This is a genomic window from Bacteroidota bacterium (assembly GCA_016715425.1).
In the GTDB taxonomy this organism is placed as follows: domain Bacteria; phylum Bacteroidota; class Bacteroidia; order Chitinophagales; family BACL12; genus JADKAC01.
Genome location: JADKAC010000005.1, coordinates 652299 through 676890, shown reverse-complemented (window position 1 = coordinate 676890; position 24592 = coordinate 652299). Strand labels below are relative to the sequence as shown.

The 24592-nt window shown below is 33.7% G+C and carries 23 protein-coding genes and 1 tRNA gene; 9 read left to right on the top strand and 15 right to left on the bottom strand.

Annotated elements, in window-relative coordinates; all coding sequences use genetic code 11:
• Positions 1-15: 15 nt before the first annotated feature.
• Together IPN31_08775 and IPN31_08770 are read right to left on the bottom strand one after the other, a co-directional pair.
• Positions 16-567: a hypothetical protein gene (locus IPN31_08775; protein MBK8681981.1), complete on the bottom strand. Its 552-nt coding sequence runs from the start codon at positions 565-567 to the stop codon at positions 16-18.
• A 76-nt stretch (positions 568-643) separates the two neighbouring features.
• Entirely contained in the window at positions 644-3250 is a 2607-nt protein-coding gene (locus IPN31_08770; protein ID MBK8681980.1) for a valine--tRNA ligase, read from the bottom strand.
• A 114-nt stretch (positions 3251-3364) separates the two neighbouring features.
• Between IPN31_08770 and IPN31_08765 the strand changes: the two genes are divergently transcribed.
• Positions 3365-4564: an alanine dehydrogenase gene (locus IPN31_08765; protein MBK8681979.1), complete on the top strand. Its 1200-nt coding sequence runs from the start codon at positions 3365-3367 to the stop codon at positions 4562-4564.
• Between the two features lie 367 nt (positions 4565-4931).
• Here IPN31_08765 and IPN31_08760 read toward each other — a convergent pair whose 3' ends face one another.
• From IPN31_08760 to IPN31_08745, 4 genes are all read right to left on the bottom strand, one after another.
• Positions 4932-5432: a VOC family protein gene (locus IPN31_08760; GenBank protein MBK8681978.1), complete on the bottom strand. Its 501-nt coding sequence runs from the start codon at positions 5430-5432 to the stop codon at positions 4932-4934.
• Positions 5433-5525: 93 nt separating this feature from the next.
• Positions 5526-6419: a TIGR01777 family protein gene (locus IPN31_08755; GenBank protein ID MBK8681977.1), complete on the bottom strand. Its 894-nt coding sequence runs from the start codon at positions 6417-6419 to the stop codon at positions 5526-5528.
• A gap of 277 nt (positions 6420-6696) precedes the next feature.
• Complete coding sequence (locus tag IPN31_08750; GenBank protein ID MBK8681976.1) at positions 6697-7296, bottom strand: sigma-70 family RNA polymerase sigma factor; 600 nt, start codon at positions 7294-7296, stop codon at positions 6697-6699.
• The gene (locus IPN31_08745; protein ID MBK8681975.1) at positions 7287-8405 is read right to left on the bottom strand and encodes a glycosyltransferase; all 1119 of its coding nucleotides are present in this window, start codon (positions 8403-8405) and stop codon (positions 7287-7289) included. Before IPN31_08745 ends, IPN31_08750 begins: the two co-directional genes overlap by 10 nt.
• Before the next feature lie 94 nt (positions 8406-8499).
• Between IPN31_08745 and tgt the strand changes: the two genes are divergently transcribed.
• Positions 8500-9630: a tRNA guanosine(34) transglycosylase Tgt gene (gene tgt / locus IPN31_08740; GenBank protein ID MBK8681974.1), complete on the top strand. Its 1131-nt coding sequence runs from the start codon at positions 8500-8502 to the stop codon at positions 9628-9630.
• Positions 9627-10760: an LptF/LptG family permease gene (locus tag IPN31_08735; GenBank protein MBK8681973.1), complete on the top strand. Its 1134-nt coding sequence runs from the start codon at positions 9627-9629 to the stop codon at positions 10758-10760. The genes tgt and IPN31_08735 overlap by 4 nt, the downstream gene beginning before the upstream one ends.
• A 6-nt stretch (positions 10761-10766) precedes the next feature.
• On the opposite strand, the gene dnaB is transcribed toward IPN31_08735, so the two are convergent.
• Both dnaB and IPN31_08725 read right to left on the bottom strand, forming a co-directional pair.
• Positions 10767-12296 carry a replicative DNA helicase gene (gene dnaB, locus IPN31_08730; protein MBK8681972.1) on the bottom strand — a complete coding sequence of 510 codons (1530 nt, stop codon included), beginning with the start codon at positions 12294-12296 and terminating at the stop codon, positions 10767-10769.
• Positions 12297-12619: 323 nt separating this feature from the next.
• Entirely contained in the window at positions 12620-13798 is a 1179-nt protein-coding gene (locus IPN31_08725) for an acyl-CoA dehydrogenase family protein (GenBank protein ID MBK8681971.1), read from the bottom strand.
• A gap of 95 nt (positions 13799-13893) precedes the next feature.
• Between IPN31_08725 and IPN31_08720 the strand changes: the two genes are divergently transcribed.
• From IPN31_08720 to IPN31_08705, 4 genes are all read left to right on the top strand, one after another.
• Positions 13894-14262 (top strand): dihydroneopterin aldolase, encoded by a 369-nt coding sequence (locus IPN31_08720; GenBank protein MBK8681970.1) that lies wholly within the window; start codon positions 13894-13896, stop codon positions 14260-14262.
• Positions 14263-14303: 41 nt separating this feature from the next.
• A tRNA-Cys gene (locus IPN31_08715) sits at positions 14304-14374 on the top strand.
• Between the two features lie 47 nt (positions 14375-14421).
• On the top strand, positions 14422-15111 hold the full coding sequence (gene mqnB / locus IPN31_08710; protein MBK8681969.1) for a futalosine hydrolase: 690 nt from the start codon (positions 14422-14424) through the stop codon (positions 15109-15111).
• Positions 15111-15938, top strand: coding sequence for a 1,4-dihydroxy-6-naphthoate synthase (locus IPN31_08705; protein MBK8681968.1), 828 nt, complete (start codon positions 15111-15113; stop codon positions 15936-15938). The genes mqnB and IPN31_08705 overlap by 1 nt, the downstream gene beginning before the upstream one ends.
• Positions 15939-15950: 12 nt before the next feature.
• Here IPN31_08705 and IPN31_08700 read toward each other — a convergent pair whose 3' ends face one another.
• Together IPN31_08700 and mtnA are read right to left on the bottom strand one after the other, a co-directional pair.
• The gene (locus tag IPN31_08700) at positions 15951-16562 is read right to left on the bottom strand and encodes a class II aldolase/adducin family protein (protein MBK8681967.1); all 612 of its coding nucleotides are present in this window, start codon (positions 16560-16562) and stop codon (positions 15951-15953) included.
• A gap of 4 nt (positions 16563-16566) precedes the next feature.
• Complete coding sequence (gene mtnA / locus IPN31_08695) at positions 16567-17670, bottom strand: S-methyl-5-thioribose-1-phosphate isomerase (protein ID MBK8681966.1); 1104 nt, start codon at positions 17668-17670, stop codon at positions 16567-16569.
• A gap of 9 nt (positions 17671-17679) precedes the next feature.
• On the opposite strand from mtnA, the gene IPN31_08690 reads away from it, so the two are divergent.
• Together IPN31_08690 and IPN31_08685 are read left to right on the top strand one after the other, a co-directional pair.
• A complete protein-coding gene (locus IPN31_08690; protein ID MBK8681965.1) occupies positions 17680-18636 on the top strand; it encodes a hypothetical protein in 957 nt (318 codons plus the stop codon).
• 589 nt (positions 18637-19225) lie between these two features.
• Positions 19226-20734 (top strand): hypothetical protein, encoded by a 1509-nt coding sequence (locus IPN31_08685; GenBank protein MBK8681964.1) that lies wholly within the window; start codon positions 19226-19228, stop codon positions 20732-20734.
• 104 nt (positions 20735-20838) lie between these two features.
• Here the strand turns inward: IPN31_08685 and IPN31_08680 are convergent, their stop codons facing one another.
• The 5 genes from IPN31_08680 to IPN31_08660 form a co-directional block, all read right to left on the bottom strand.
• Positions 20839-21771, bottom strand: a complete 933-nt coding sequence (locus IPN31_08680; protein MBK8681963.1) for a response regulator — start codon at positions 21769-21771, stop codon at positions 20839-20841.
• A gap of 2 nt (positions 21772-21773) precedes the next feature.
• Positions 21774-22232: a response regulator gene (locus IPN31_08675; GenBank protein ID MBK8681962.1), complete on the bottom strand. Its 459-nt coding sequence runs from the start codon at positions 22230-22232 to the stop codon at positions 21774-21776.
• A 96-nt stretch (positions 22233-22328) separates the two neighbouring features.
• On the bottom strand, positions 22329-22991 hold the full coding sequence (locus IPN31_08670; protein ID MBK8681961.1) for a DUF4159 domain-containing protein: 663 nt from the start codon (positions 22989-22991) through the stop codon (positions 22329-22331).
• Complete coding sequence (locus tag IPN31_08665; GenBank protein MBK8681960.1) at positions 22988-23701, bottom strand: 16S rRNA (uracil(1498)-N(3))-methyltransferase; 714 nt, start codon at positions 23699-23701, stop codon at positions 22988-22990. The genes IPN31_08670 and IPN31_08665 overlap by 4 nt, the downstream gene beginning before the upstream one ends.
• 22 nt (positions 23702-23723) lie before the next feature.
• Complete coding sequence (locus IPN31_08660) at positions 23724-24515, bottom strand: SUMF1/EgtB/PvdO family nonheme iron enzyme (GenBank protein ID MBK8681959.1); 792 nt, start codon at positions 24513-24515, stop codon at positions 23724-23726.
• Positions 24516-24592 lie beyond the last annotated feature (77 nt).

The following is a 24592-nucleotide window of genomic DNA, read 5'->3' as shown; positions in this document are numbered from 1 at the left end:
TGCATGCAAAAAAAATTACATCGCCATGTGCGCTGTCATCATATCACAAGTGTTTTTACAATCAGCTTGTAGTGCCATCAATGTTGTATTCCAACCATCCATTTGAGCTTTGTAAGAAGCTAGTTTTGTATTGTACTCATCAATACCCGCAACTACCTCTTCTTCAGGTATATTCTTGTTGTTAGCTTTCCAATCTGCATACGCTTTTTCGTCAGCATTCCAGCTTGTAAGTGTATTTGAATAAGTAGCTTTCAATTCATCTGCTTTAGCAAAAATATTAGTACAAACAGTATTTAATGAATCCATTTTTGGATTCACAACCGCTTTTTTATCGGCTTTTACATCCCCGCCATCCATTGGCATTGCTTTTTCCATCATACCGTGCATGTCGGTTAATGTAGTATTCATTGTAGCTTCCCAGCCTTTTAAAGCTTCACCGGTAGCTTTCCAGTCTGTTTCAAATGCGGTCATTTTGGTTTTTGTTTCTGCACTTAAGCCTTTTTCACCACATGAAACTAATACGGTTGCACCTATTACAGCCGTAAATAATAAAACTTTGATTTTCATTCTTTGATTTTTTGATTTTGAATTAGACAGCAAAAGTAGAAATGTTTTTTCTGTACTAGGTTATTTTTAACAGCATTTATTTTAACTTGTTCAATGCTTGTTCCAATAGTCTTATTTTTTCCATAGCATCTTCCATTTTCTGCTTTTCTACTGCCACAACCGATTCAGGGGCATTTGCAACGAATTTTTTATTGCTCATCTTCGCTTCTACACTACGCAGAAATCCCTGCTGATATTTTATCTGTTCCGTAAGACTCACTCTCTCTTGTCTTGCATCTACCTCTTTATTCACTACCACAAAAAACTTTTCCTTTCCTATTAGGAAGGTAATTGCATTCTCAGGCTCCATTGTTTGGATAGTTATTTCTGAAAGGTTTGCAAGCTTGGAAATCAATGGTGCAAATTTTTGCAGATGTAAATTTTCTACAGGATAAAATAATGGCAATGCTACTTTAGGACTCATTTGATTCTTAGAACGGATATCTCTGATTGCAGAAATAAGTTGTTTAGCAAATTCTCCTGCATCTATTTTTTCTAAACTACTTTTTTCTGCTTGAGGATATTTTGCAATTATTATATCATCCCCTTCTTTTCTTTCTTTTAAACTATGATATAATTCTTCGGTAATAAAAGGCATTATCGGATGCAACAATTTCAAAATGTCTTCAAAAAATGCAATTGTTTTTTCATAAGTAGCATTATCAATTGCTTCACCAAAAACAGGTTTTACAAATTCAAGATACCATGCACAGAAATCATCCCATACAAAATTGTAGAGATGCATCAGCGCATCACTTACTCTAAAAGATTCAAAATGTTGTTGCACTATTTCAATGGTGTTATTCAATTTTGCCTGAAACCATTCAATGGCTGCATCATTATCAGAATTTTTACCGGACTTTTGTTCCCAACCATTTACTAATCGGAAAGCATTCCAGATTTTATTACTAAAATTTCTTCCCTGCTCTACTTGTTTTTCATCAAACAAAATATCATTTCCCGCAGGTGACATCATCAACATTCCCATGCGCACACCATCGGCTCCGTATTTAGTAATCAGGTCGAGTGGGTCGGGGGAATTTCCTAAAGACTTCGACATTTTTCTGCGTTGTTTATCTCTAACAATTCCCGTGAGATATACATCGCTGAATGGTTTTTCATCCCGATAAAAATATCCGGCAATTATCATTCTTGCTACCCAGAAAAATAAAATTTCAGGTGCTGTTACTAATACATCTGTTGGATAATAATATTGAATTTCTTTATTCTTAGAATCTTCAATTCCATTGAATACAGATATCGGCCACAACCAACTGCTTGCCCATGTATCCAGCACATCTTCATCCTGATAAATGCCTTCGGTACTTAAACCATTTTTTGATAATAATTCCTTTGCTTCTTCCGCAGTTTTACAAACAACAAAATCTCTATTTTCATTATACCAGGCAGGAATTCTATGTCCCCACCAAAGCTGCCGACTGATACACCAATCTCTTACATTTTCCATCCAGTGGCGATAGGTATTTATAAATTTATCCGGATGCAATTTTATTTCTCCATCCATCACAGATTGCAAAGCAGGTTTTGAAATTTCCTGCATATTTAAAAACCATTGCTCACTTAATCTCGGTTCCACAACTGCATCAGTACGTTCGGAATAACCTACATTATTTATTAATTCTTCTACTTTAATTAGCTGACCAGTTTCTTCCAAAATAGCAAGTATTTTTTTTCTTGCAGTAAATCTATCTTCACCAATTAATAATTCTGCATGCTCGTTTAAAGTACCATTTTCATGCATGATATTTATAACCTTCAAGTTGTGTTTCAAACCCAATTCATAATCATTCAAATCATGCGCAGGAGTAATTTTTAAAGCGCCTGTTCCAAATGTTGCATCCACATAAGTATCAGCAATAATTGGTATCTCACGATGTATTGCAGGTACCAAAGCAGTTTTTCCAACAAAATTTTTATAGCGTTCATCATCAGGGTGAACACATATAGCAGTATCACCTAAAATTGTTTCAGGTCTTGTAGTTGCGATTGTAATAAATGCATCTTCATTTTTAATGCGATACTTAACGTAATACAGTTTTGATTTTACTTCTTTATAAATTACTTCCTCATTACTCAATGCAGTTTTTGCTTCCGGATCCCAATTAATCATACGCAAACCACGATAGATTAATCCTTTTTTATAGAGATCAATAAATACGTTGATTACATCTTCATAGTAATTTTTATCCATTGTAAACCGTGTACGATCCCAATCGCAACTACAACCTAATTCCTGCAATTGTTTTAAAATAATTCCACCATATTTTTCTTTCCATTCCCATGCATATTCTAAAAATTTATCTCTGCTGAGATCACTTTTTTTAATTCCACGTTCACGCAACATCGCAACTACTTTTGCTTCGGTGGCAATAGATGCATGATCGGTCCCCGGCACCCAACATGCATTTTTTCCCATCATTCTTGCTCTGCGTACAAACACATCCTGCAATGTATTATTCAATACATGGCCCATGTGTAACATGCCTGTAACATTGGGTGGTGGAATCACAATTGTAAAAGGAGTGCGATCATCCGGTTGTGAATGAAAATATTTTTTAGAAAGCCAATGTGCATACCATTTACTCTCTGTCTCGGCGGGATTATATGTTTTAGAAATTTCCATAGTGTAGTATAGGCAAAAATAAAACATAAGCACTAATACATTTTTTGATGTTTTTATATTCTTCAATCCGATTGCTGAATGCACTTGCTATCTTTACCCGGTATGGAAAAGAAATTGAAGCTGGGTATAATCCGTGAAGGAAAATTTCCGCCGGACTCCAGAGTGGCGATCACACCTGAACAATGTAAATTAATTCAACAACGTTTTCCCGAAATAGAAATCACTGTTCAGCACAGTCATGGTCGTTGTTTCAATGATTCTGAATTTAAGGCTGCCGGTTTCCCGGTGCAAGAAGATATCAGCGATTGTGATGTACTTATCGGAGTAAAAGAAGTGCCGATAGAATTATTAATCCCGGGTAAAACGTATTTATTCTTTGCGCATGTTATAAAAAAACAAGCGCATAACAAACCATTAATTCGTGCTTTGTTAGATAAAAAAATACGATTGATAGATTATGAATGTTTGCGTGATGCAGATGGAAATCGTGTAATTGCATTCGGCAGATGGGCAGGTATTGTAGGTGCGTATAATGCATTTTATACTTGGGGAAAACGCACCGGAGATTTTAATTTAAAAAGAGCAAAGGATTATAAAGATTATAAAGCATTGAAACATTCTTATACTAAAATTATTCTTCCTCCAATAAAAATTGTTCTTACAGGAACAGGTCGTGTTGCTCAGGGAAGTATGGAAGTATTAAATGCATTGAAAATTCAACAAGTTTCTAATTCTGATTTTTTAACAACAAAATATCCGCATCCTGTTTTTACTGTGTTAGATACCAATGCTATTTACGATAGAATTAGTGATGGTGGATATGAAAGAAAAGAATTTCATACAAAACCCGAATTATATAAAAGCATTTTTCTGCCGTATGCAAAACAATGTGATATTATGATCAATGCAATCTATTGGAATCCAAAGGCAGCAAGATTATTTGAAAAAACAGATATGCATCATCCTGATTTTAATATGCAGGTAATTGCAGATATTTCTTGCGATGTGAATGGTGGTGTTCCGGCAACATTAAATAACACCACGATTAATGATCCTGTGTTTGGATATAATATGCACACCGATAAAGCAACTGCACCTTATGAAACGGATACAATTGATATTATGGCAATTGATAATTTACCTAATGAATTACCAAGAGATGCGTCGGAAGAATTTGGAAATTTATTAATCAATAATGTAATTGCTGAATTATTGAAAACTGATAGTCGTATGATTTACGAAGCAACTATTTGTGCGGATGGAAAATTGAATACACCGTATTTGTATTTGAAAGATTATGCGGGGGAGGAATGAGTATTGAATGGTGAATGGTGAATGGTGAATGGTGAATGGTGAATGGTGAAAAAATAATCAGCAATAAGCAATAAGCAAAAGGCAAAAGTCAATTGTAAATTATAAATTATAAATGGTGAATGAAAAAATCAGTGATTGATTTTTAAACTCGAAACTATTTAGTCAATGTTCTCAATTTTTTCATTGTCAATTGTCCACTGTCAAAATCAATAGTCAAAGTTTTTTTCGCCAACAGCCAACAGCTAATTGCTAATAGCCATTAATTAAGTGATGAGTTTTTTTTAGTGAATGGTGAATAAAAAAATCAGTGATCAGTAATCAGTGATGAGTTTTTTCATTGTCAATTGTCAATTTTAAAAGTCAATGGTCAAAGTTCAAAATCCATCTCTTTCAATAAATTTTCCAGATCGAGTGCTTTTGTAAACATATCTAAACTGCCGACTGAATTTTTTGGCCAAAGTTCCTGAGGGCGATCCCAATATAATTCCACACCATTACCATCCGGATCATCAAGATAAATTGCTTCTGAAACACCATGATCACTTGCACCTGTTAGTGGATAATTTACTTTTATTAATCGCTGATAAATTATTGCAAGATCTTTTCTTGTCGGATATAAAATTGCAGTGTGATATAAGCCAACACTATTCACAGGCGCAGGCGGTAAATCTTTACTATGCCATGTATTTAAACCAATATGATGATGATAACCACCGGCAGAAATAAATGCTGCCTGAGTCCCATATTTCATAGTTACTTCAAAACCTAATAAGTCATGATAAAACGTAAGTGATCTTTCAAGGTCAGCTACTTTGAGATGCACATGACCTATTCGTGTTTGTTCAGGAATTGTATATTCATTATTCATTCTTAAAAATCAGTTTTAATAAAATTATAATTGCATTTATTTTGAGTGAGTTCCAATGAGTTTATTTGAAATGTTTTTCGTGTGAAAATAAGTTTACTTAGTTTCTAAAAGATTTTTCAGTGCAGTTTCAATTGTAGGAAATTTAAAATGGTAACCGTTCTGAATAAGTTTTTCGGGAATAACCCAACGACTTTTTAAAACGAGTTCGGGTTCTGTTTTAATTACAGCAGCTCCTATTTTTAGTAATAATTCAGGAGTAGGCAACCCGATTTTTATATGCATTTCTTGTCTTAAAGATTGCATTAATGTTTTGTTATTAATGGGATTTGGAGATGAGCAATTGAAAACACCTTTCAACTCTGTGTGTGATTGTAAAAATAAAATGATGTTGTACAAATCTTCAATATGTATCCAACTAAACATTTGATTTCCTTTGCCTTGTTTTCCTCCCAATCCGAAACGAACAAGATTTTTCAACGGCTCCATTACCCCACCATTTTTTCCTAAAATAATAGCCATACGCAATGCGACTTGCCTGGTATTGGGAAGCTTAAATTGAAAAAAAGATTGCTCCCAACTTGTAGCCACATCCACTGAAAAACCATTTCCAATTTCACCTTTACTTTCAGTCATTGGAAAATCTTCTGCATGGCGATAAATAGTTGCAGTGCTCGAATTAATCCAAAGTTCCGGTGGATTTTTGCATCTCAAGATTGCTTCTCCCAGCACCTTTGTAGTTTCTGTTCTTGATTTTAAAATTTCTTCTTTATTCTTTTTATTATATCTGCAATCAACTGATTTACCTGCAAGATTTATAAGCATATCAGAATTTTCAAGTGCATTAATAATTCCAACTTCGTCGTTCCATTTAATACTTTGTTCCTGACGTGAAATAATTATAAGCTCATAATTTAAATTGCAAAAATGTTTTGTAAAATATTTCCCAACAAATCCAGTTCCACCAGCTATTACAATTTTTTTATTCATGAAATAGTTTTAAAATTTTTACTGATTTAATTGTTGTAGATATCTTGGCTATTGGCTTTTAGCTGTTGGCTTTTAGCCATTGGCGAAAAAACTTTAACTATTGACTTAGACCATTGACCTATATTATTGACTATTAACTTTGACCATTGACATTGATAAAAAAACTTAAACTATTGACAGTTGAAATTGGACAGTTTGCAATGAAAAAAACTCATAACTCATCACTGATTTTTTTACTCACTACTCACCACTCACTACTCACTAAAATACCCGATACTCAATACCTTCCCTTCGTATTCTTCAAAATGTTATACAGCAAATTTTTAGCTCTGAATAGTTGTGCTTTAACCGTGCCCAACGGTATATTTAGTTCTTGTGCAATTTCTTCATAAGAGAGTTCATCAAAGTAGCGCAGTTGAATAAGTTTACCATATTTGGGATTAAGCTTTTCAATTATTTCCCGTAGTATAATTGCCCGTTGATGTTTTATAAATTTTTCTTCCGGATCTGCAATATCCGCTTTTACAATTTCTGATAAATTCAGGTTGTCTTCATTTTCATAATCCAGACTTAGAGTTTGAAAACGTTTACGGCGAATAAAATCAATAGTGTTATTCGTTGCAATTTTATACAACCATGTACTGAATGCATAATCAGGTGTGTATTTATCTAAGTTACTGAATGCTTTTCCAAATGCTTCTATAGTAATATCATCCGCATCATCACGATTGTGCACCATTTTCAATACCATATAATTTATGGAGTCACGGTATTTAGAAAGTAATTCTGCAAATGCTTTTTGATCGCCGTTACGAGCACGTTCCAATAACTTCAGGTCTTCCCTGGCTCGTTGCGATAAATTAGGATTTAATTCCATCTGTATTTTGTCTTCACCATTGCCGCACGGGCAAATACGAAATAATAAAAAACTTGCAATACATCAAAAACTTCTATTGAAGAAATAAGATCTTTTTCATCTAATTTTTTCATGCAGGAAGTATATAGAATGCGTTGCAAGATTAATCGCAATACAAATAATCCCAAGACATAATACCATTGAAATAAAAACAGCATTAATACAGGGAATAAAATCCAACTTATTATTTGAGTCATGGGAAATAAACTCAACAAAAATTTATGTTTTGCTTTATAAAACTTTGCAGTGGAAAGATGTCGCTTCTTTTGTTCTTTCCAATCAGGATACGTTTGCTTGGGTGCAGAATAAGTGAATGCATCTTTTTGAATATTAATACCGCAATTTTTTTTATTTGCTACTTTATTAATAAACAAATCATCATCACCGGAAGGAATATTTCTATGATCGGCAAAACCACCATATTTAAAAAACAATTCTTTTTTGTAGGATAAATTTCTGCCCACGCCCATATAAGGTAAACCGGCCAATGCATAAGAAAAATATTGCATTGCTGAAGCCACTGTTTCAAAACGAATCAGCTTATTTAAAAAACCTTTTTCCTTTTCATAAGGCCCATAACCAAGTATAATAGAATCACTATCACGATAACTTGCAATAGTAATTTTCAACCACTGATCACTTGCCGGAATACAATCCGCATCTGTCAAAACCAGTGTATCATAAGTAGCTGCTTTTATTCCAAGAGTTAATGGGAATTTTTTACCTGCCATTAATCTGTTTACCTCTCCTACTCTTACTTTTTTTAATCGTGGTTCTTTATGCGCTAAGTAATGCAAATATTCCAAAGTGCCATCTTCGGAATTATCGTCCACCACTATCACTTCAAACTGCGGAAAATCTTGTGCTAAAATTTTAGGAAGATTATTTTTAAGATTTACATCCTCATTGCGAGCGCAAATAATTACAGATACGGGAGGGAATTCTTTATTAACATCTGCTTGCTTTTTATATAGTGCAAGCCTGAGATGAAAGCATAAAAAGTATAAAATTTGAATTCCGGTTGCCGAACAAAATACCAGAAAAAGAATAAACAAAATATTAGGATTCATTGCAACGCCAAAGTTAGAAGAATGCTTTACAATGATATTTTACAACTTATCGCCATATCCACATGCTGTACACATTTCTTTACTTTTGTGCGCAATGTTTTTTAAAATAGAATCTACAGACACACAATCCAAAGCAAGAGCAGGTACATTGCAAACTGCACATGGCAATATTCGCACTCCTATATTTATGCCGGTGGGCACGGCAGGAACTGTGAAAGGTGTACACTTCAACGAATTGAATAATGCAATACAAGCAGAAATAATTTTAGGCAATACTTATCATTTGTATTTGCGTCCGGGTATTCAGAAAATAGAAAAGGCCGGAGGCTTACAACAATTTACTGCATGGAAAAAACCGATGCTTACAGATAGTGGTGGCTATCAGGTGTATTCATTAGCGCAAATGCGAAAGATTACTGAAGAAGGTGTAAAATTCCGATCGCATATTGATGGATCCACACATTATTTTACTCCGGAATCTGCAATAGATATTCAACGCAGTATCGGTGCTGATATCATCATGGCATTTGATGAATGTACTCCCTACCCTTGCGATGAAAAATATGCAAAGCAATCTATGGGGCTCACACATCGCTGGCTGAAAAGATGTATTACACAATTTGAAACTACAGAATCGAAATACGATTATGCGCAATATTTATTTCCGATTGTGCAGGGAAGTGTGTATCCTGAATTGCGAAAACAATCTGCAGAATTTATTGCTGCAACAAACTGCTCAGGAAATGCAATCGGTGGATTAAGTGTGGGCGAACCGGTAGATGATATGTATGCAATGACGGAGTTGGTAACAAACATACTCCCTTTTGAAAAGCCACGTTACCTGATGGGTGTTGGCACTCCGGCAAATATTTTAGAATGTATTGCATTGGGAATAGATATGTTTGATTGTGTGATGCCTACCCGCAACGGAAGAAATGGTATGTTGTTTACAGTAGAAGGAATAATAAATATTCGCAATAAAAAATGGGAAGAAGATTTTTCTCCTGTTGATATTGCTTCCACTGCACCAACAAGTCAACTGCATTCAAAAGCATATTTACGACATTTATTTATCAGTGGTGAAATGTTGGGACCTCAATTGGCAAGCATTCATAATCTTGCATTTTATTTATGGTTAGTACATACCGCACGGGAACAAATTATTGCAGGTACTTTTACCAATTGGAAAAATACTATGGTAAAAAAAGTAAGTAGCCGATTATGATGAATAAAATCTGGAATGCATTTTTATTTCCCTTTCGCAAATGGCTTTCTATTTACGACAGATATATTATTCGAAAATATTTTACCACTACGCTCTTTACTTTTTTTATAATAATCGCCATTGCATTAATTATTGATTATTCAGAAAAGACCGAAAATTTTGTAAAATATAAACCAACTGCACATCAAATAATCTTTGATTATTATTTCAATTTCATTCCTCATATTGCAGCATTGCTGGCGCCCTTATTAATTTTTCTTGCGGTTATTTTTTTTACAAGCCGCATGGCGTACAACAGTGAATTAATTGCGCTGCGCAACAGTGGTATTACGATGCTTCGCTATTTAAGACCATATATTATTTGTGGTGTTTTCTCCGGCTTATTATTGCTGTTTGCCAATCATTGGTTAGTACCTGTTGCAAATAAAACACGCATTGCATTTGAAGATAAATATACACGAGCACCAAAAGGTTATGGCAATAATATTCACTTGCGATTAGATAATAATACGCTTGTATCCTTAGAGCGATTTAAATATTCTACCGGTGAAGGGACCAACTTTGCATTAGAGCGATTTGAGGGAAGTGGAAATAATAAAAGATTAGTTTATAAAATCAATGCTGATCGTGTGAAATTTATGCCTGGAATAAAAAACTGGCGATTAGTTAATTATAAATATTGGAAAATAAATAATACGAGTGAAGGGTTTATTCAGGGTAAACAAATGGATACCACTTTAAATATGAGTCCTGAAAGTTTTGATGTGGATGTAATTATAAAAGAGGCATTAAATTTTAAGGAGATAAATGATTTTATGGAATCTGAAAAATTGAAAGGTGCAAGTGGAATAGAATATTTTCAGGTGGAAAATAATAGGCGAACGGCAGCAGCAATCTCTGTAATAATTATGATTGTGATGGGAGCTGCAATTGGTTCATGGAAAGTGCGTGGCGGTATGGGATTAAATATTGTTGCAGCGCTTGCTCTTGCATCTTTGTATGTAGTATTTCTGCAATTCTCTTCTTCATTTTCTGTGAATGGAAGTTTGCCCCCAATAATCGGTGCAAATATTCCAAACATCATTTATCTTTTAATTACACTTTATTTAATTCGGCTAACGAATAAATAATTAAAATCAGAATGGAACATCATCATCCGGCATATCATCCATTTTGGATTTGCGGGTTACGGTAACTTTCGATTCTTTTAAATGATCAGAAAGTGGAGATAAATTCTGACGAGGAAATTCTTCCATATCCACAAACTTGATATACTGATCAATAAATCGAACCCGCACTCTGTCCAAAGCACCATTTCTATGTTTTGCAATAATTACTTCTGCCACACCTTTTGTTGAGTTGCCTTCATCATCTTCATCAAATCCATAATATTCCGGTCTGTATAAAAAGCAAACTAAATCCGCATCCTGTTCAATGGCTCCCGACTCACGCAAATCGGAAAGTATTGGTCGTTTATTTCCACCTCTGTCTTCCACTTTTCTACTCAACTGTGAAAGTGCTATGATGGGAATATTTAATTCTTTAGCGATACTTTTTAATGCACGGCTGATTGAACTTATCTCTTGCTCTCTATTACCTGCTTTTCCATTTTCTGATGATGTCATTAATTGCAAATAATCAATTACCACTAATTGAATATCGTGTTGCATTTTTAATCGACGACATTTTGCACGTAATTCAAAAATATTTATTGCAGGAGTATCATCAATAAAAATTGGCGCATCACCTAACGCTCCACTTTTTTTCATCAATTGCACCATCTCATGTTCTGCAAGTTGACCTTTAATAATTTTTTCGGCAGGCAATTCTGTTTCCGCACTAATTAATCTTTTTACTAACTGCTGAGAAGACATCTCTAATGAAAATATTGCAACCGGTTTATTAAAATCTACTGCAGCATTTCTTGCGATAGAAAGCGTAAAAGCTGTTTTACCCATAGATGGTCTTGCAGCTACAATTATTAAATCACTTTTTTGCCAACCACCTGTCAGTCGATCCAATCTTGTAAAACCTGTAGGACATCCGGTAAGTGAATCTTCATGTTTACGAGCTTCATCAATTTCTGCAATTGTATTACTGATTAAATTTCTGATATCAGTAAAACTTGTACGTAAATTATTATCTGCAATTTGAAATAACGATTGTTCTGCTTTATCTAATAATTCGAAAACATCTGTTGTGTCTTCGTAAGAATCTTTTACTATCTCGGTGCTGATGCGAATTAATTCACGCTGAATAAATTTTTGTGTAACAATACGTGCATGATGTTCAACGTGTGCGGCTGAAGCCACTCTATTTGTTAAACTAGTAATATAATACGGTCCACCACATTCTTCCAACTTACCCATACTGCGCAACATTTCTGTTACAGTTAATAAATCAATAGGTTGTGTTTTTTCAAACAATTTTCTGATTGCTTCAAAAATAAGTTTGTGTCTGTCATCATAAAAACTATCAATACGCAATAATTCAATAGCGTTAGTTACAGCATCTCTATCAATCATAAATGCACCCAATACAGCTTCTTCCAAATCAACAGCCTGAGGCGGCACTTTCCCTAATGCAAAACTTGTAGCATCAGTTTGTTTGCTAATACGTTTTCCTGTTCTGTTTACATCGGATGTATTCCCTTCGTTAATAGTCATTGTTTGTTTTGGTTTGTACAGTTACAACAATAAAGCTCCGCCCACACAAAAATTGTGTACCTCTCAACTCTGCAAAAATATTTCTGAGTTTTACTATAAATAGGAGGATCAAAAATAGAATGAAACACGACATGAATGCAAGGATTTTAAGATAAATAAATACGCACAATACACTTTGCTTACAGGAGTACAATTTAGATACAATCAACAAAATTTATAAACGAATTGTCCACAATAAAATGTTACTGTGAATTAGAAGTGAGAAAATAAAAATTATTATTAGGAATACTTTACATGTAATTAAATAAATGCAATTACTGCAATTATTTAAATGCTTCAATACCGGTAATATCTGCACCGGTAATTAGTAAATGTACATCGTGAGTTCCCTCATAAGTAATTACACTTTCCAGATTCATCATATGACGCATTATCGGATATTCTCCTGTAATGCCCATGCCTCCCAACATTTGACGTGCTTCTCTGGCAATATGCAATGCCATATCTACATTATTTCTTTTGGCGAGTGAAATTTGAGCAGGTGTAACTTTTCCTTCAATTTTTAAAGTTCCAAGACGCCATGCTAATAATTGCGCTTTGGTAATTTCAGTAATCATCTCTGCTAATTTTTTTTGTTGCAATTGAAATCCTGCAATAGGTTTTCCGAATTGAATTCGCTCTTTTGAATAGCGCAATGCAGTATCATAACAATCCATCGCTGCACCAATAGCACCCCATGCAATTCCATAACGAGCAGTGGATAAACATGAGAGTGGTCCTTTCAAACCTTTTACTCCTGGCAATATATTTTCTTTCGGCACTTTCACATTATCAAAAACTAATTCGCCTGTGGCGGATGCACGTAACGACCATTTACCATGTGTTTCCGGTGTAGTAAATCCTTCCATTCCACGTTCTACAATTATCCCACGAATTTTTCCCTCATCATCTTTAGCCCATACAACCGCAATGTCTGCAAACGGTGCATTGGAGATCCACATTTTTGCACCATTCAATAAATAATAATCGCCTTTATCTTTTATAGTGCTAATCATTCCACCCGGATTAGAACCATGATCAGGTTCTGTTAATCCAAAACATCCAATAATTTCACCTGCACCTAATTTTGGTAAATATTTTCTTTTTTGTTCTTCTGATCCAAAAGCATAAATAGGATACATTACTAAAGAACCTTGCACAGAAACCAAAGAACGAATTCCACTGTCGCCTCTTTCAATTTCCTGCATAATAAGTCCATAACTAATATCGTCTAATCCACCACCGCCATATTCTGCGGGAATAGATGGGCCGAATGCACCCACCTCTGCAAGTCCTTTAATTAATTGCATTGGTGTTTCTGCCTTCTGCGCATAATCTTCTATAATAGGAGAAATCTCCTTTTTTACAAATTGTCTTACAGCATCACGCACTAATTTTTGTTCTGTGGTAAGTAAATCGTCCACATTAAAATAATCCACTCCTTCAAATAAATCGTTTGGCATATTTTATTATTTAGTTGCAAAGATAAGTACTACAATTCTTGTAAAAATTGAATCCGTACAAATCAAAATATTTACATTCGCAGAAAACATAGTTCATGGGTAAGTTATTGTTAGAAGGGATGGAATTCCGGGCACCTGTAGGTGTTTTGCAAAAAGAAAAATTATTCGGAAGCCGTCTTATGATAAATGTAATTGTTTCCGGAAAAGGTATTAATGGACAAAATGATTATTTAGCAGACACAATTGATTACTCTATAATATATTCCATCGTAAAGAAATGCGTAATGCAACCTGCCAATTTAATGGAATATGTTGCAAACAACATTATCAATGAAATAAAAAAAGAGTTTGGAAATAAATTAGAAACTATTAATGTTCAAATAAAAAAAATAAATCCACCATTGGATGGCGTAGTGGAATCTTCGGGTGTTGAAATTAATTGGGATGCTGATATGCTTTTATAGATAATTTTTTAGCTGCATAAATTCCTATATCTTTGCACAATGGTCGGATGGCCGAGTGGCTAGGCAGAGCTCTGCAAAAGCTCATACAGCGGTTCGAATCCGCTTCCGACCTCACGCCACCATAAATTATGGTGGTTTTTTTTTCTCAATATATAGGCAATGCGAATATTAATTGTTGCAGCTACATCTTTTGAAATAATGCCTTTGCTTCAGGAATTTAATACAACTGAAAATTCCGGGGATTTAAATTTATTTCAAATAAAACTTCAAAAAGGAATTAATCTGGATGTATTGATTACAGGTGCGGGAATTAATCACACTGCATTTCATCTTGGTAGAATTTTACAGAAAAATAAATATGATCTGGCAATCAATGCAGGTATATGTGGATCCTTTAAAAAGAAAATTCGTATTGGCACAACAGTAGAAGTGCTACTTGATAATATGGCTGATTTTGGAGCAGAAAAAAACTCCCGATTTTTACCTGCATCTCAATTAAATTTATATAGTGAATTAGAAAAAATAATTACTCAAGATTTCATTGAAAATAATTCACAACCATTGCAAGTGTGGAATGCATTGCAAAAAGTAAAAAGCATTACGGTGAATACAGTGCATGGAAAAGCAGAATCAATTAATGCAATAAAACGCAGATTAAATCCGGATACGGAAAGTATGGAAGGTTTTGCATTTTTTTATGCATGCCGATTTTTTAATATCCCTTTTTATCAAATAAGAACTGTTTCAAATTTTGTAGAACCAAGGAATAAATCGAATTGGAATATTCCTCTTGCAGTTGAGAATTTAAATAGTGTTTTAATTAATGCAATAAAAGAATTATCTGTATAATGGAAATAACAATTGCATTTTCACCTTGCCCTAATGATACTTTCATTTTTGATGCATTGATTCATAAAAAAATTGATACAGAAGATTTTACATTTATACCTGTATATGAGGATGTAGAAACACTAAATCAAAATGCATTGCTGGGGAAATATACAATTACAAAACTCAGTTTTCATGCATTTGCCTATGTAAGTAAACATTATCAATTACTTTACTCAGGTGCAGCTTTGGGCAATGGTTGTGGACCAATTCTTATTTCAAAAAATGATATTCCAATAGATAAGTTATCACAAAAAGATATTGCAATTCCGGGTAAACTCACCACAGCAAATTTCTTATTGAGCATTGCATTTCCTGACTTGAAAAAAAAACAAGAAATGCTATTCTCAGAAATAGAAGCTGCTATTTTAAAAAATACGGTGGATGCCGGTGTAATTATTCATGAAAATCGATTTACTTATCAGGCAAAAGGATTAAAAAAAATAATTGACCTCGGTGAATATTGGGAAACTACTTATCATGTTCCTATTCCATTGGGAGCAATTGCAATTGCCAGAAATATGCCGAAGGAAAAACAAATCCGAATAAATAATCTTCTGCGAAAAAGTGTTGAACATGCACTTGAAAATCCAAATCAAACTATGCAATATGTAAAACAATATGCACAGGAAATGGAAGTTGCAGTGATTCGCCAGCATATCGAATTATATGTAAATAAATTTACGGTTGATTTTGGTTTTGAGGGAATTGATGCGGTAGAGAAATTATTTGAAATTGGAAAAGAAAACAATATCATTCCCGAGTTGGAGTTACCAATTTTTATTTGAAATAGATTCAAATCAAATATATAAATCCATGTATTGCATTAATACATCATAAGCCTCTTCTAAAGATTCACCAAAAGTAAAAATACCTTCTTCATGACCTGCCATTACAAGAATTTGCTTTTCCGATAATTCATAGTGCGTAATCAAACGTTGAATTTCAAAAGCCATTTCAGGAGTTCCATATTTAATATGTGTCGGTGTAGTAGGAACAATTCCAAGCAATGTGTTCCATAAATTTTTATGATGCACATGAATTACAGCGTTGATCTTATAACCAAAAATATAAAATGCACCATGTGTAAGCGATTCAGAAGACGCTTTTACTTCACCTTCACAATGCAGAGAATTTTGAGAAAATGAAAAATCAGTAACCTTAGAATAATCTTTTATTGCAGAATTTTCTATGGCTCCGGTTTGTGTACCTGAAATATAAAATTCAGTACTATTATAAATACGCTGACTGATATTTCCAAAGCCAATTCCATCAGGATACACTCCAATTAAATTTTGATATTTTAGTTTATCTCTATAATGCATTAAGTGTAAAAGAAAATCATCTGCCTCCAGAATTACATTCTTCCAATCAATTTTATACTTAATATATCCCTCGTCAATTAATGGCATTCAATTAAAATTTTTCAGGAAATAATTCTTTTAACCCTTGATTACTTGATTCGCAAATTCCTCTTTCAGTAATTAAGCCTGTAATATATTTTGCAGGTGTAATATCAAAACTAAAATTAGAAGCAGGAGTATCCTCCGGACAAATTAATACTTCAACAATTTTATTTTGAAACTTTCCTTTGATATATTTCACTTCGTGTGTATCTCGTTCCTCAATCTCCAATTCGGAAAATGCATCATGCATATTCCAATCAATACTTGATGAAGGCGCCGCAACATAAAATGGAATATGATTATCATAAGCAGCCAAGGCTTTTAAATACGTACCGATTTTATTACAAACATCACCTGTATTACTGGTACGATCTGTTCCTACTATCACTAAATCCACTAAACCGTTTTGCATTAAATGACCACCGGCATTATCAGTAATTAAAGTGTGTGGAATATTTTGCATCAACAACTCCCAGGCAGTTAAAGAAGCACCTTGATTTCTTGGTCTGGTTTCATCTACCCAAACATGTATATCAATTCCTGCTTCAATAGCTTTATAAATAGGTGCAGTTGCTGTTCCCCAATCTACAGTTGCCAACCAACCTGCATTGCAATGCGTGAGAATATTTATAGTGCGATTCAATTGTGTTTTTAAATCCAGAATAATTTCCAAACCAAATTCGCCAATCCGGGAATTCGTTTTTATATCATCCTGCATTATTGATTTTGCTAATAATTTGGAATGTGCTTTAGCTTCATCAATAGTATTTACATCACTTAACACCAACATCATTTTATCTATAGCCCATCGCAGATTAACCGCCGTTGGTCTAGTATTTAATAATTTGGAATATAATTCCTGAAAATAAAATTGTAAAGTACAATGTGCCGGCGATTCCAAAATACCTAAATACATCCCCCATGCGGCAGTGGCTCCAATTAATGGAGCGCCTCTTACCCACATTTCACTAATTGCTTTGCAAGCATCTTCCACTGTTCTTAAATTTTTTATTTCGAACATATGTGGCAATTGCCGTTGGTCAATTATCTGAACACAAGTTGGATCATTGGGGTTTAACCAAATACTTGTATAGTATGTATCTTTAATTTTCATCTAAAAAAAGTGCTGAAAAGTTTTTTCATTATAATATTTATCTCCTCCTGCTGTCAATCAATTGGTCAAACTTCCAATGATATATTTTTATTTATTGATGATAGTACCATTATTGGAAAGATTAGTGGCCATACTGTTCAGATTTCGGAAAATTCAATTGATTATACACTCCAAGGTAATATCATCTTTAAGGGCGAAAGTAAGCAAACAACAGATATACTATTTGTTGTAAACGGCAAAGATGTGTTTGGTAAAAAAGCGGGTATCATTTATCAAAATGATTCTAAAACTGTTCAATACATTTCAATTAAAGGGAATTTTTATTTTGGAGATTATCCTATTGAGGAAGAATTAGATAAACTACTTACCATGGAAAAATTAAACGATTCTATTATTCTTATTAAAAGTGGTGTTAATGATAGCATGTTAGGGTCAATTCGAGGAAAAGGTTTTAATACCGCCAAACTGGTTATAGCAGCACACATTTATATAATGCATTTTGGATTAGATCAACAAGTGATTCATCAAATTCAAGAGTTTTCTGAATCTAATGAATCAACTCAAGGTGGAATAATTCGCCTATTAAATAATTCTAATTATTATTTTGAATGGAAATGGGATGGTAAAACTTTGCAACCAATTAATGGAAACAGGCCTGAGGACGAATGGAAATTTGATGGAAAATACTTTCGACAAGTCTGGAACTTAGATCCCCAGAATGAATGGGTGTGGGAAAATAACATTCTAAAACCAAGCTGGGATAGCAATCCCGAGACTCAATGGTACTGGGAGAATAATACATTGCGCAAATATTGGGCACCTGAACCTAATAAAACCTGGGTTCTGGATGAAAATGTAATCCGACCAATGTGGAATTATAATCCAAATGCCGAATGGGAGATTATTGGAGAAGTCCCTTTGCCGGTAATAGCGATGATTATCCTTGGTATTGCCGACAGGCCTTAATAAAAATTGATTGTGAAACCTTTATAAAACAGAAAAGACCCGGATGGGTCTTTTCTGGTCGTGAACCTAATTTATGAAACAAACCAACTGTTAAAGTTCGTCCGGGTCTATTATAACTATTATAGACACTGGTGTTTTAGTAATCATTTTCATTTTAGTAGCAATTTGTTTGGTTAAGCAATTTGTGATTTGATAAGGCTAAATTATACCCTCCTAAATAACTAGCATTTACACCATCGAAGCTTGTGTGACTTATATTTTTTTGGATAATTAAAACAATTGATTTCAAATGGATTGATTTTATTGATATTTATACTAGGCAAAAATACAATTACTTTTGGTTATGTGTGACCTTATCTTATTTTTTAAAAAAAAAATAAGCCGAATTCTATTAAAGCTATACTATGTAAACATTTAGCGGAAAATTGATTCAAAAAAAAAATTTGCAAGAATGCAAATAAGAAATATATTTGTGACAGCTAAGTGAAAAAATCAATTGAAACAAACCAAACTGACCCGATCTAAACAAATGAAATTCAATTGATTAAACAAAAAAAGTATGAAAAACCTTATTGAGATCAGCAAGATTGTGACCAAAAAGAGAATTTCCAAGATTGAAATTTTCGATAAAAGCTTGCTTAACAAAAAAGACAGCAAATTCAATGAGTTCTATGATGGGCTTGTAAACAACAAGTTTAGAACTGATGATGAAGCTGCCGATTACCTATATGGTACCAATCCTTTAGATGATAAGTATAGGCAATTAAAATCCCGATTCACTAAAAGGTTATTAAACACCCTTTTCTTTCTGGATTCTAATGACCCCTCCTTTTCAAATTACCATAGCTCCTATTATACGTGTAATAAGAATTGGGCATTAATTAGAATTCTTTTAAGTAGTGGAGCTAGATCAGCGGCTACCAAATTAGCTTCAAAAACAATTACTGTAGCTCAGAATTATCGCTTCGCCGATGTTCTTTTCAATTGCTCCAGAATTCTAATGACCAGTTGCAGCCTCAGTGGCAATCATAAGGAATATGAGATCTATTCTGAGATTTGCCATAAGGCTATGCAGGATATGGATGCGGAAATAAAATCTGAAGAATTATATCAACGATTAACCATACATTTTTCTTCATCGGCTGCAATGGTAAATACTGATCTGGCTGAATTGGGTGCTGAATCCTTAGAGAAATCTAAAATATTATGTGCTGAAAGTGATTCTTATAACGTGCACTATAATATGTATCAGATTTGGATACTGATGTATCAGTTTATGGGGAATTATGAAAAGATGATTGAGATTTGCGATTTAGCTGAAAAATTTCTGGTGGATAATCCCCCTTTCCGCCAAGAAGTAAAACTTGCCAGCCTTGCTTTACAGAAAATTTCCTGCTATCTCCAATTAAGGGACTATGAAAACGGACGAAAAAATGCCGAAAAATGTTTGGAATTATTTACCGAAGGAACAAACAACTGGTTCGTATTTCTTGAATACTATTTCCTTCTTGCTATACACACTGAAAACTACATTAACGCTGCTGGTATCTATTTAAAAGTAGTGAACCATCCTCGCTATGAATTCACGGCGATGGAGCGTCAAGAAAAATGGAAAATCTTTGAAGCATATCTGAATTATATTTTCGAGACAGAAAATTTAAACCGGGATTTTCTGAATGATGGAAAGCGAAAATTCAGAATTCTGAAGTTTTTAAATGAGGTGCCTAATTATAGTAAAGATAAAAGAGGGTTTAATATTGCAATCCTTATCATCCAGATTTTATATATGCTGGAAAAAGGTGATTATACAGGTATCATCAACAGATCAGAAGCTTTAAATGTGTATTGTAGCAGATACCTTCGAAAGGATGAAAGCTATAGAAGTAATTGTTTCATCAAAATGTTGCTTACTATGGAAAAAGAGGACTTCCGATACGAGCGTTCTAAACAGCTTGCGATGAAATATTACAGGAAACTAACTGAGGGAAATGACGATGGTCAGAACATAGTGTATGAATGGGAAATAGTGCCTTATGAAATTCTTTGGGAAAAAGTACTTAACAGACTGAAGAATCGTGTCAACAATATGCGTGCATAAAAACAGACTATAATTTCATTCACTACCTAATATAATTTTCATCTTAGGTAGTGAATTTTGTTATAATTAAAATTCTCTGAGTACTTCGAGTTGAAATGGTTGAATTAAATCTGTTTTAAGATATTAACTGCTTCATCTAATAAGGCAAGTGTTTCAGATGTTGCATTACCATTTCTCAATTTAGAAATTGCTTCATCTAATTTATTTTTTACAATAGTAACCGGTGTAGATGTATTACTTCTATTGCCAAATGAGGAAATATCCTGTATAGTTCCTACCAGACAAAGACCACTCGTTTTTTTACTCATTTGAACTTGTCCCTGACATGCCAATCTTTTTGAACTTCCATCTTTTTGATTAATAGAATATTCTACTAAAAAGGATTGCCCTTTTTCCATTGCTCGATTAATTGATGTCTTTAATGTATCCCTGTCATCGATAACCACAAGTTTCATAAAATCATTAAGTGTTGGTTCAATAGAATTTTCTTTTACACCCAGAATCCTAAATACTTCTTCACTCCAAAACATGCCATTAGTTACAATATCCATCTCCCAGTTACCGATACGGGCCATTTTTTGGGCTTCTAATAATCTTTGTTCATTCAGCTTAATTGCTTTCGCATAATCTTCTAAACGACGTTGAAGTTGATGGCGCTCAATTGCATAAGTTATTGTACGTGAAAGAAGATTGCTATCAAACTGACCCTTTACTATAAAATCCTGAGCACCCGCTTTTACAGAATTTAATGCTACAGTTTCATCTTCCAAACCTGTCATTACTATTACAGTTTGTTCGGGAAACTCATCCAACATAGTTTTAATAGTAGAAAAACCAGAACTATCAGGAAGTGTTAAATCAAGTAATACCACATCAAAATCATGTTCTTCAAGCATCAATAAACCCTTGCCTAATTCAGCAGTTTTCATAATCATGGGTTCGATCATGGTTGATTCACTCAAATAGATTTCTACCAACCTTGCATCTGCTGGATTGTCTTCTACGAGTAAAATATTCATTGGATTTTTCTCTTCCATAATTAAAAATGGTTATTATTTTTCGGAGGCAATTTAATCACCTTAAACCAAAAAGTTTGAATTTGTTGAATTATAAAAATGAACAACTCTAGATCAACAGGCTTAGTTATGAAACAGTTTGCATGTAGTTTATAACTTTTGATAATATCTTGGTCCGTATCCGAAGTTGTTAAAACAATTACTGGTATCATTTTCAAATTTTCATCTGTCTTGATATCTGCCAAAACCTCTCTTCCATCCTTTCGTGGCAAGTTCAGATCAAGTAGAATTATATCCGGTGTCGGCATTTCAGAATATTTATCTTTCTTTCGGAGAAATTCCATTGCTTCAACGCCATCCTTTACTACATGTAATACATTTTGAATGTCTCCTTCTTTCAGTGCTTCTTGTGTTAAGCGAATATCCCCGGGATTATCCTCAACTAGCAGAATTTGCATGACTCCATTCTGGCTATTTGGCATTTGTGGTATTTAATTGGGGGTTATATTTTAAATTAAAGCGGAAAGTTAGCTGAAATGTATAATAAAGGAAAAAATATTTATGAATTGTTGTCATTTTTATATTGACATAAAAACATACTGAATAATATTTGCTCCCATCTGAAGTGCTTTTAATCTAATTGCATCTGGATCATTGTGTACTTCCTGATCCTCCCAACCATCTCCCAAATCACATTCATATGTATACAGACACACCAACCTGCCTTCCCAAAACAATCCAAATGCCTGTGCAGGCCCTCCATCATGCTCATGAATTTTTGGTAGTCCATTTTTAAATTCAAACTTTTGGCGAAATATTGCATGATCAAATGGCAACTCAATAAATTCCAATTCCGGAAACACTTTCTGCATTGCCGGTTTTATATAAGGATCCATTCCATAGTTATCATCAATATGCAGGAAACCTCCGGATATTAAATAATTGCGCAAATTCACCGCTTCATCATTTGAAAAAATCACATTGCCATGTCCTGTCATGTGCACAAAGGGATAATTAAATATTTCGGGGCTCCCCACCTCCACTGTAGCAGGCTCGGGATTGATATGAACATTTAAATTCTGATTACAAAATGAAACCAGATTTGGTAATGAAGTGGGGTTTGCATACCAATCTCCTCCTCCATTATATTTTAATAATGCAATTGAAAGTGCAGATGCTTGTGCTTGGATTTGATTAACCATAAACCACAAAAGACATACGCTTAAAAAGTATTTTTTCATTTCAATCTGTTAATTAAATTATATTGAACCAATGTTTCAAGTGCTGCTGTTTCAGTTCGCAATCTGTAATTTCCTAACGTAACCGGTATCCAGTTATTTGAAATTGCAAATAGCATCTCCTCATTTGTAAAATCTCCTTCCGGACCAATTAATATTTCTGTATCAATTCCTTTTTTAATCTCCTGAATCAACAATGTTTTATCAAAAACACCACAATATGCAATAAACTTTTGTTCAGATTCTGATTTCATATTAATAAACTGATCCAGATAAATAACGGTATTTAATTCAGGCAACCATGCTCTTCCACTTTGTTTAATTGCAGCAATGATTTTTAGATTACTTTTTTCTAAGTTTAATTTCTGCCTTTCACTGTTTTTTGTAATCACAGGAGTAATTTCATCCACTCCCCATTCACATGCTTTTTCTAAAAACCATTCAAATCTATCCATTGATTTTACAGGAGCAATCGCTATATGAATTTTGCAAATAAATTCTTTAGCTACATGCTTTACTTCGATTATTGATACACTGCAATTTTTTTTTGAAATACCGATAATTTTTGCTGTGGCTATTGCACCTTTTCCATTTGTGATTGATAATACATCGTTTACTTTTAATCGTAAAACATGGATGGCATGATGTGATTCACTTTCAGATAAAGCGTGAAAGGAATTTTCTAAAAGATCGGGAGCGAAAAAATTTTGCACTCGGCGAAGTTAACAGCTAAAATTAATTGAAGATAACTACAGGGCGCAATCCTATATATGATGATGGGCTACTACTACCTGAGTGTAAATCATCTGCTTCCAATTGCATGTGCAAAGCATCGCTATCCCAACTTCCGCCAATTGTTTCTCCGGGTTCATTTGTCCATTCAGAAACATTGCCACTCATATTATAAAGGCCATAGCTGTTGGGATAATAAGATCTGGAAAAATTTGTGGCAAGACAAGTACCGTCATCAGGGGAATTATAGTTACAAAATTCTATATCCTTTTTATTTTTCGATTGCTGATTATCCCATGGGTATTTTGCGTCTGCACTGCCACCTTTAGCAGCATAAACCCATTCAGATTTAGAGGGTAACCGCACAATTGCACCATCTACTTTATTATTAATTTTTTGTTGCAGCCAATGGCAAAACAACATAGCTGCTTCATAAGAAATATTTACAACTGGATATTCCGCAAATTGAGAAGTGAGGTGATACTCTTTTGCATAACTATTTTCAAATGATAATGCTACATTCCAATTAGCAGAATCAATTGCACATACTTTCAATGCTTCCCAATTTTTTTGTTTATTTAAATTAAATAAAAATTCCTGATATTGTTTATTGGTAATCTCTGTTTCAAAAATGTAGAATCCATTTATTGAAACATAGTCGCCTTTGTATTGCATTGTTCCGGAAGGAATATAAGCAAATCCTAAATTTTCAATATATTTTTCTTTGCCTTTATTATTAAATCCCAAAAGTAAAAATGCGACTAATACCATTACGAGAACAGGTGTGTTTTTCATCTAATAAATTTTCTGCAAATTATTTCATATAATATTTAAATGCAGAAGCATATTCACACCTTTTGTTACAATGCAAA

Excerpts from the sequence above, each read along its gene's own strand:
- IPN31_08755 (MBK8681977.1), bottom strand. The coding sequence starts at position 6,419 with ATGAATAAAAAAATTGTAATAGCTGGTGGAACTGGATTTGTTGGGAAA.
- IPN31_08675 (MBK8681962.1), bottom strand. The coding sequence starts at position 22,232 with ATGCCAAATAGCCAGAATGGAGTCATGCAAATTCTGCTAGTTGAGGAT.
- IPN31_08775 (MBK8681981.1), bottom strand. The coding sequence starts at position 567 with ATGAAAATCAAAGTTTTATTATTTACGGCTGTAATAGGTGCAACCGTA.
- IPN31_08705 (MBK8681968.1), top strand. The coding sequence starts at position 15,111 with ATGGAAATAACAATTGCATTTTCACCTTGCCCTAATGATACTTTCATT.
- mqnB (MBK8681969.1), top strand. The coding sequence starts at position 14,422 with ATGCGAATATTAATTGTTGCAGCTACATCTTTTGAAATAATGCCTTTG.
- IPN31_08670 (MBK8681961.1), bottom strand. The coding sequence starts at position 22,991 with ATGAAAAAATACTTTTTAAGCGTATGTCTTTTGTGGTTTATGGTTAAT.
- dnaB (MBK8681972.1), bottom strand. The coding sequence starts at position 12,296 with ATGACTATTAACGAAGGGAATACATCCGATGTAAACAGAACAGGAAAA.
- IPN31_08725 (MBK8681971.1), bottom strand. The coding sequence starts at position 13,798 with ATGCCAAACGATTTATTTGAAGGAGTGGATTATTTTAATGTGGACGAT.
- IPN31_08750 (MBK8681976.1), bottom strand. The coding sequence starts at position 7,296 with ATGGAATTAAATCCTAATTTATCGCAACGAGCCAGGGAAGACCTGAAG.
- IPN31_08770 (MBK8681980.1), bottom strand. The coding sequence starts at position 3,250 with ATGGAAATTTCTAAAACATATAATCCCGCCGAGACAGAGAGTAAATGG.
- IPN31_08745 (MBK8681975.1), bottom strand. The coding sequence starts at position 8,405 with ATGAATCCTAATATTTTGTTTATTCTTTTTCTGGTATTTTGTTCGGCA.
- tgt (MBK8681974.1), top strand. The coding sequence starts at position 8,500 with ATGTTTTTTAAAATAGAATCTACAGACACACAATCCAAAGCAAGAGCA.
- IPN31_08700 (MBK8681967.1), bottom strand. The coding sequence starts at position 16,562 with ATGCCATTAATTGACGAGGGATATATTAAGTATAAAATTGATTGGAAG.
- IPN31_08720 (MBK8681970.1), top strand. The coding sequence starts at position 13,894 with ATGGGTAAGTTATTGTTAGAAGGGATGGAATTCCGGGCACCTGTAGGT.
- IPN31_08680 (MBK8681963.1), bottom strand. The coding sequence starts at position 21,771 with ATGGAAGAGAAAAATCCAATGAATATTTTACTCGTAGAAGACAATCCA.
- IPN31_08760 (MBK8681978.1), bottom strand. The coding sequence starts at position 5,432 with ATGAATAATGAATATACAATTCCTGAACAAACACGAATAGGTCATGTG.
- IPN31_08660 (MBK8681959.1), bottom strand. The coding sequence starts at position 24,515 with ATGAAAAACACACCTGTTCTCGTAATGGTATTAGTCGCATTTTTACTT.
- mtnA (MBK8681966.1), bottom strand. The coding sequence starts at position 17,670 with ATGAAAATTAAAGATACATACTATACAAGTATTTGGTTAAACCCCAAT.
- IPN31_08735 (MBK8681973.1), top strand. The coding sequence starts at position 9,627 with ATGATGAATAAAATCTGGAATGCATTTTTATTTCCCTTTCGCAAATGG.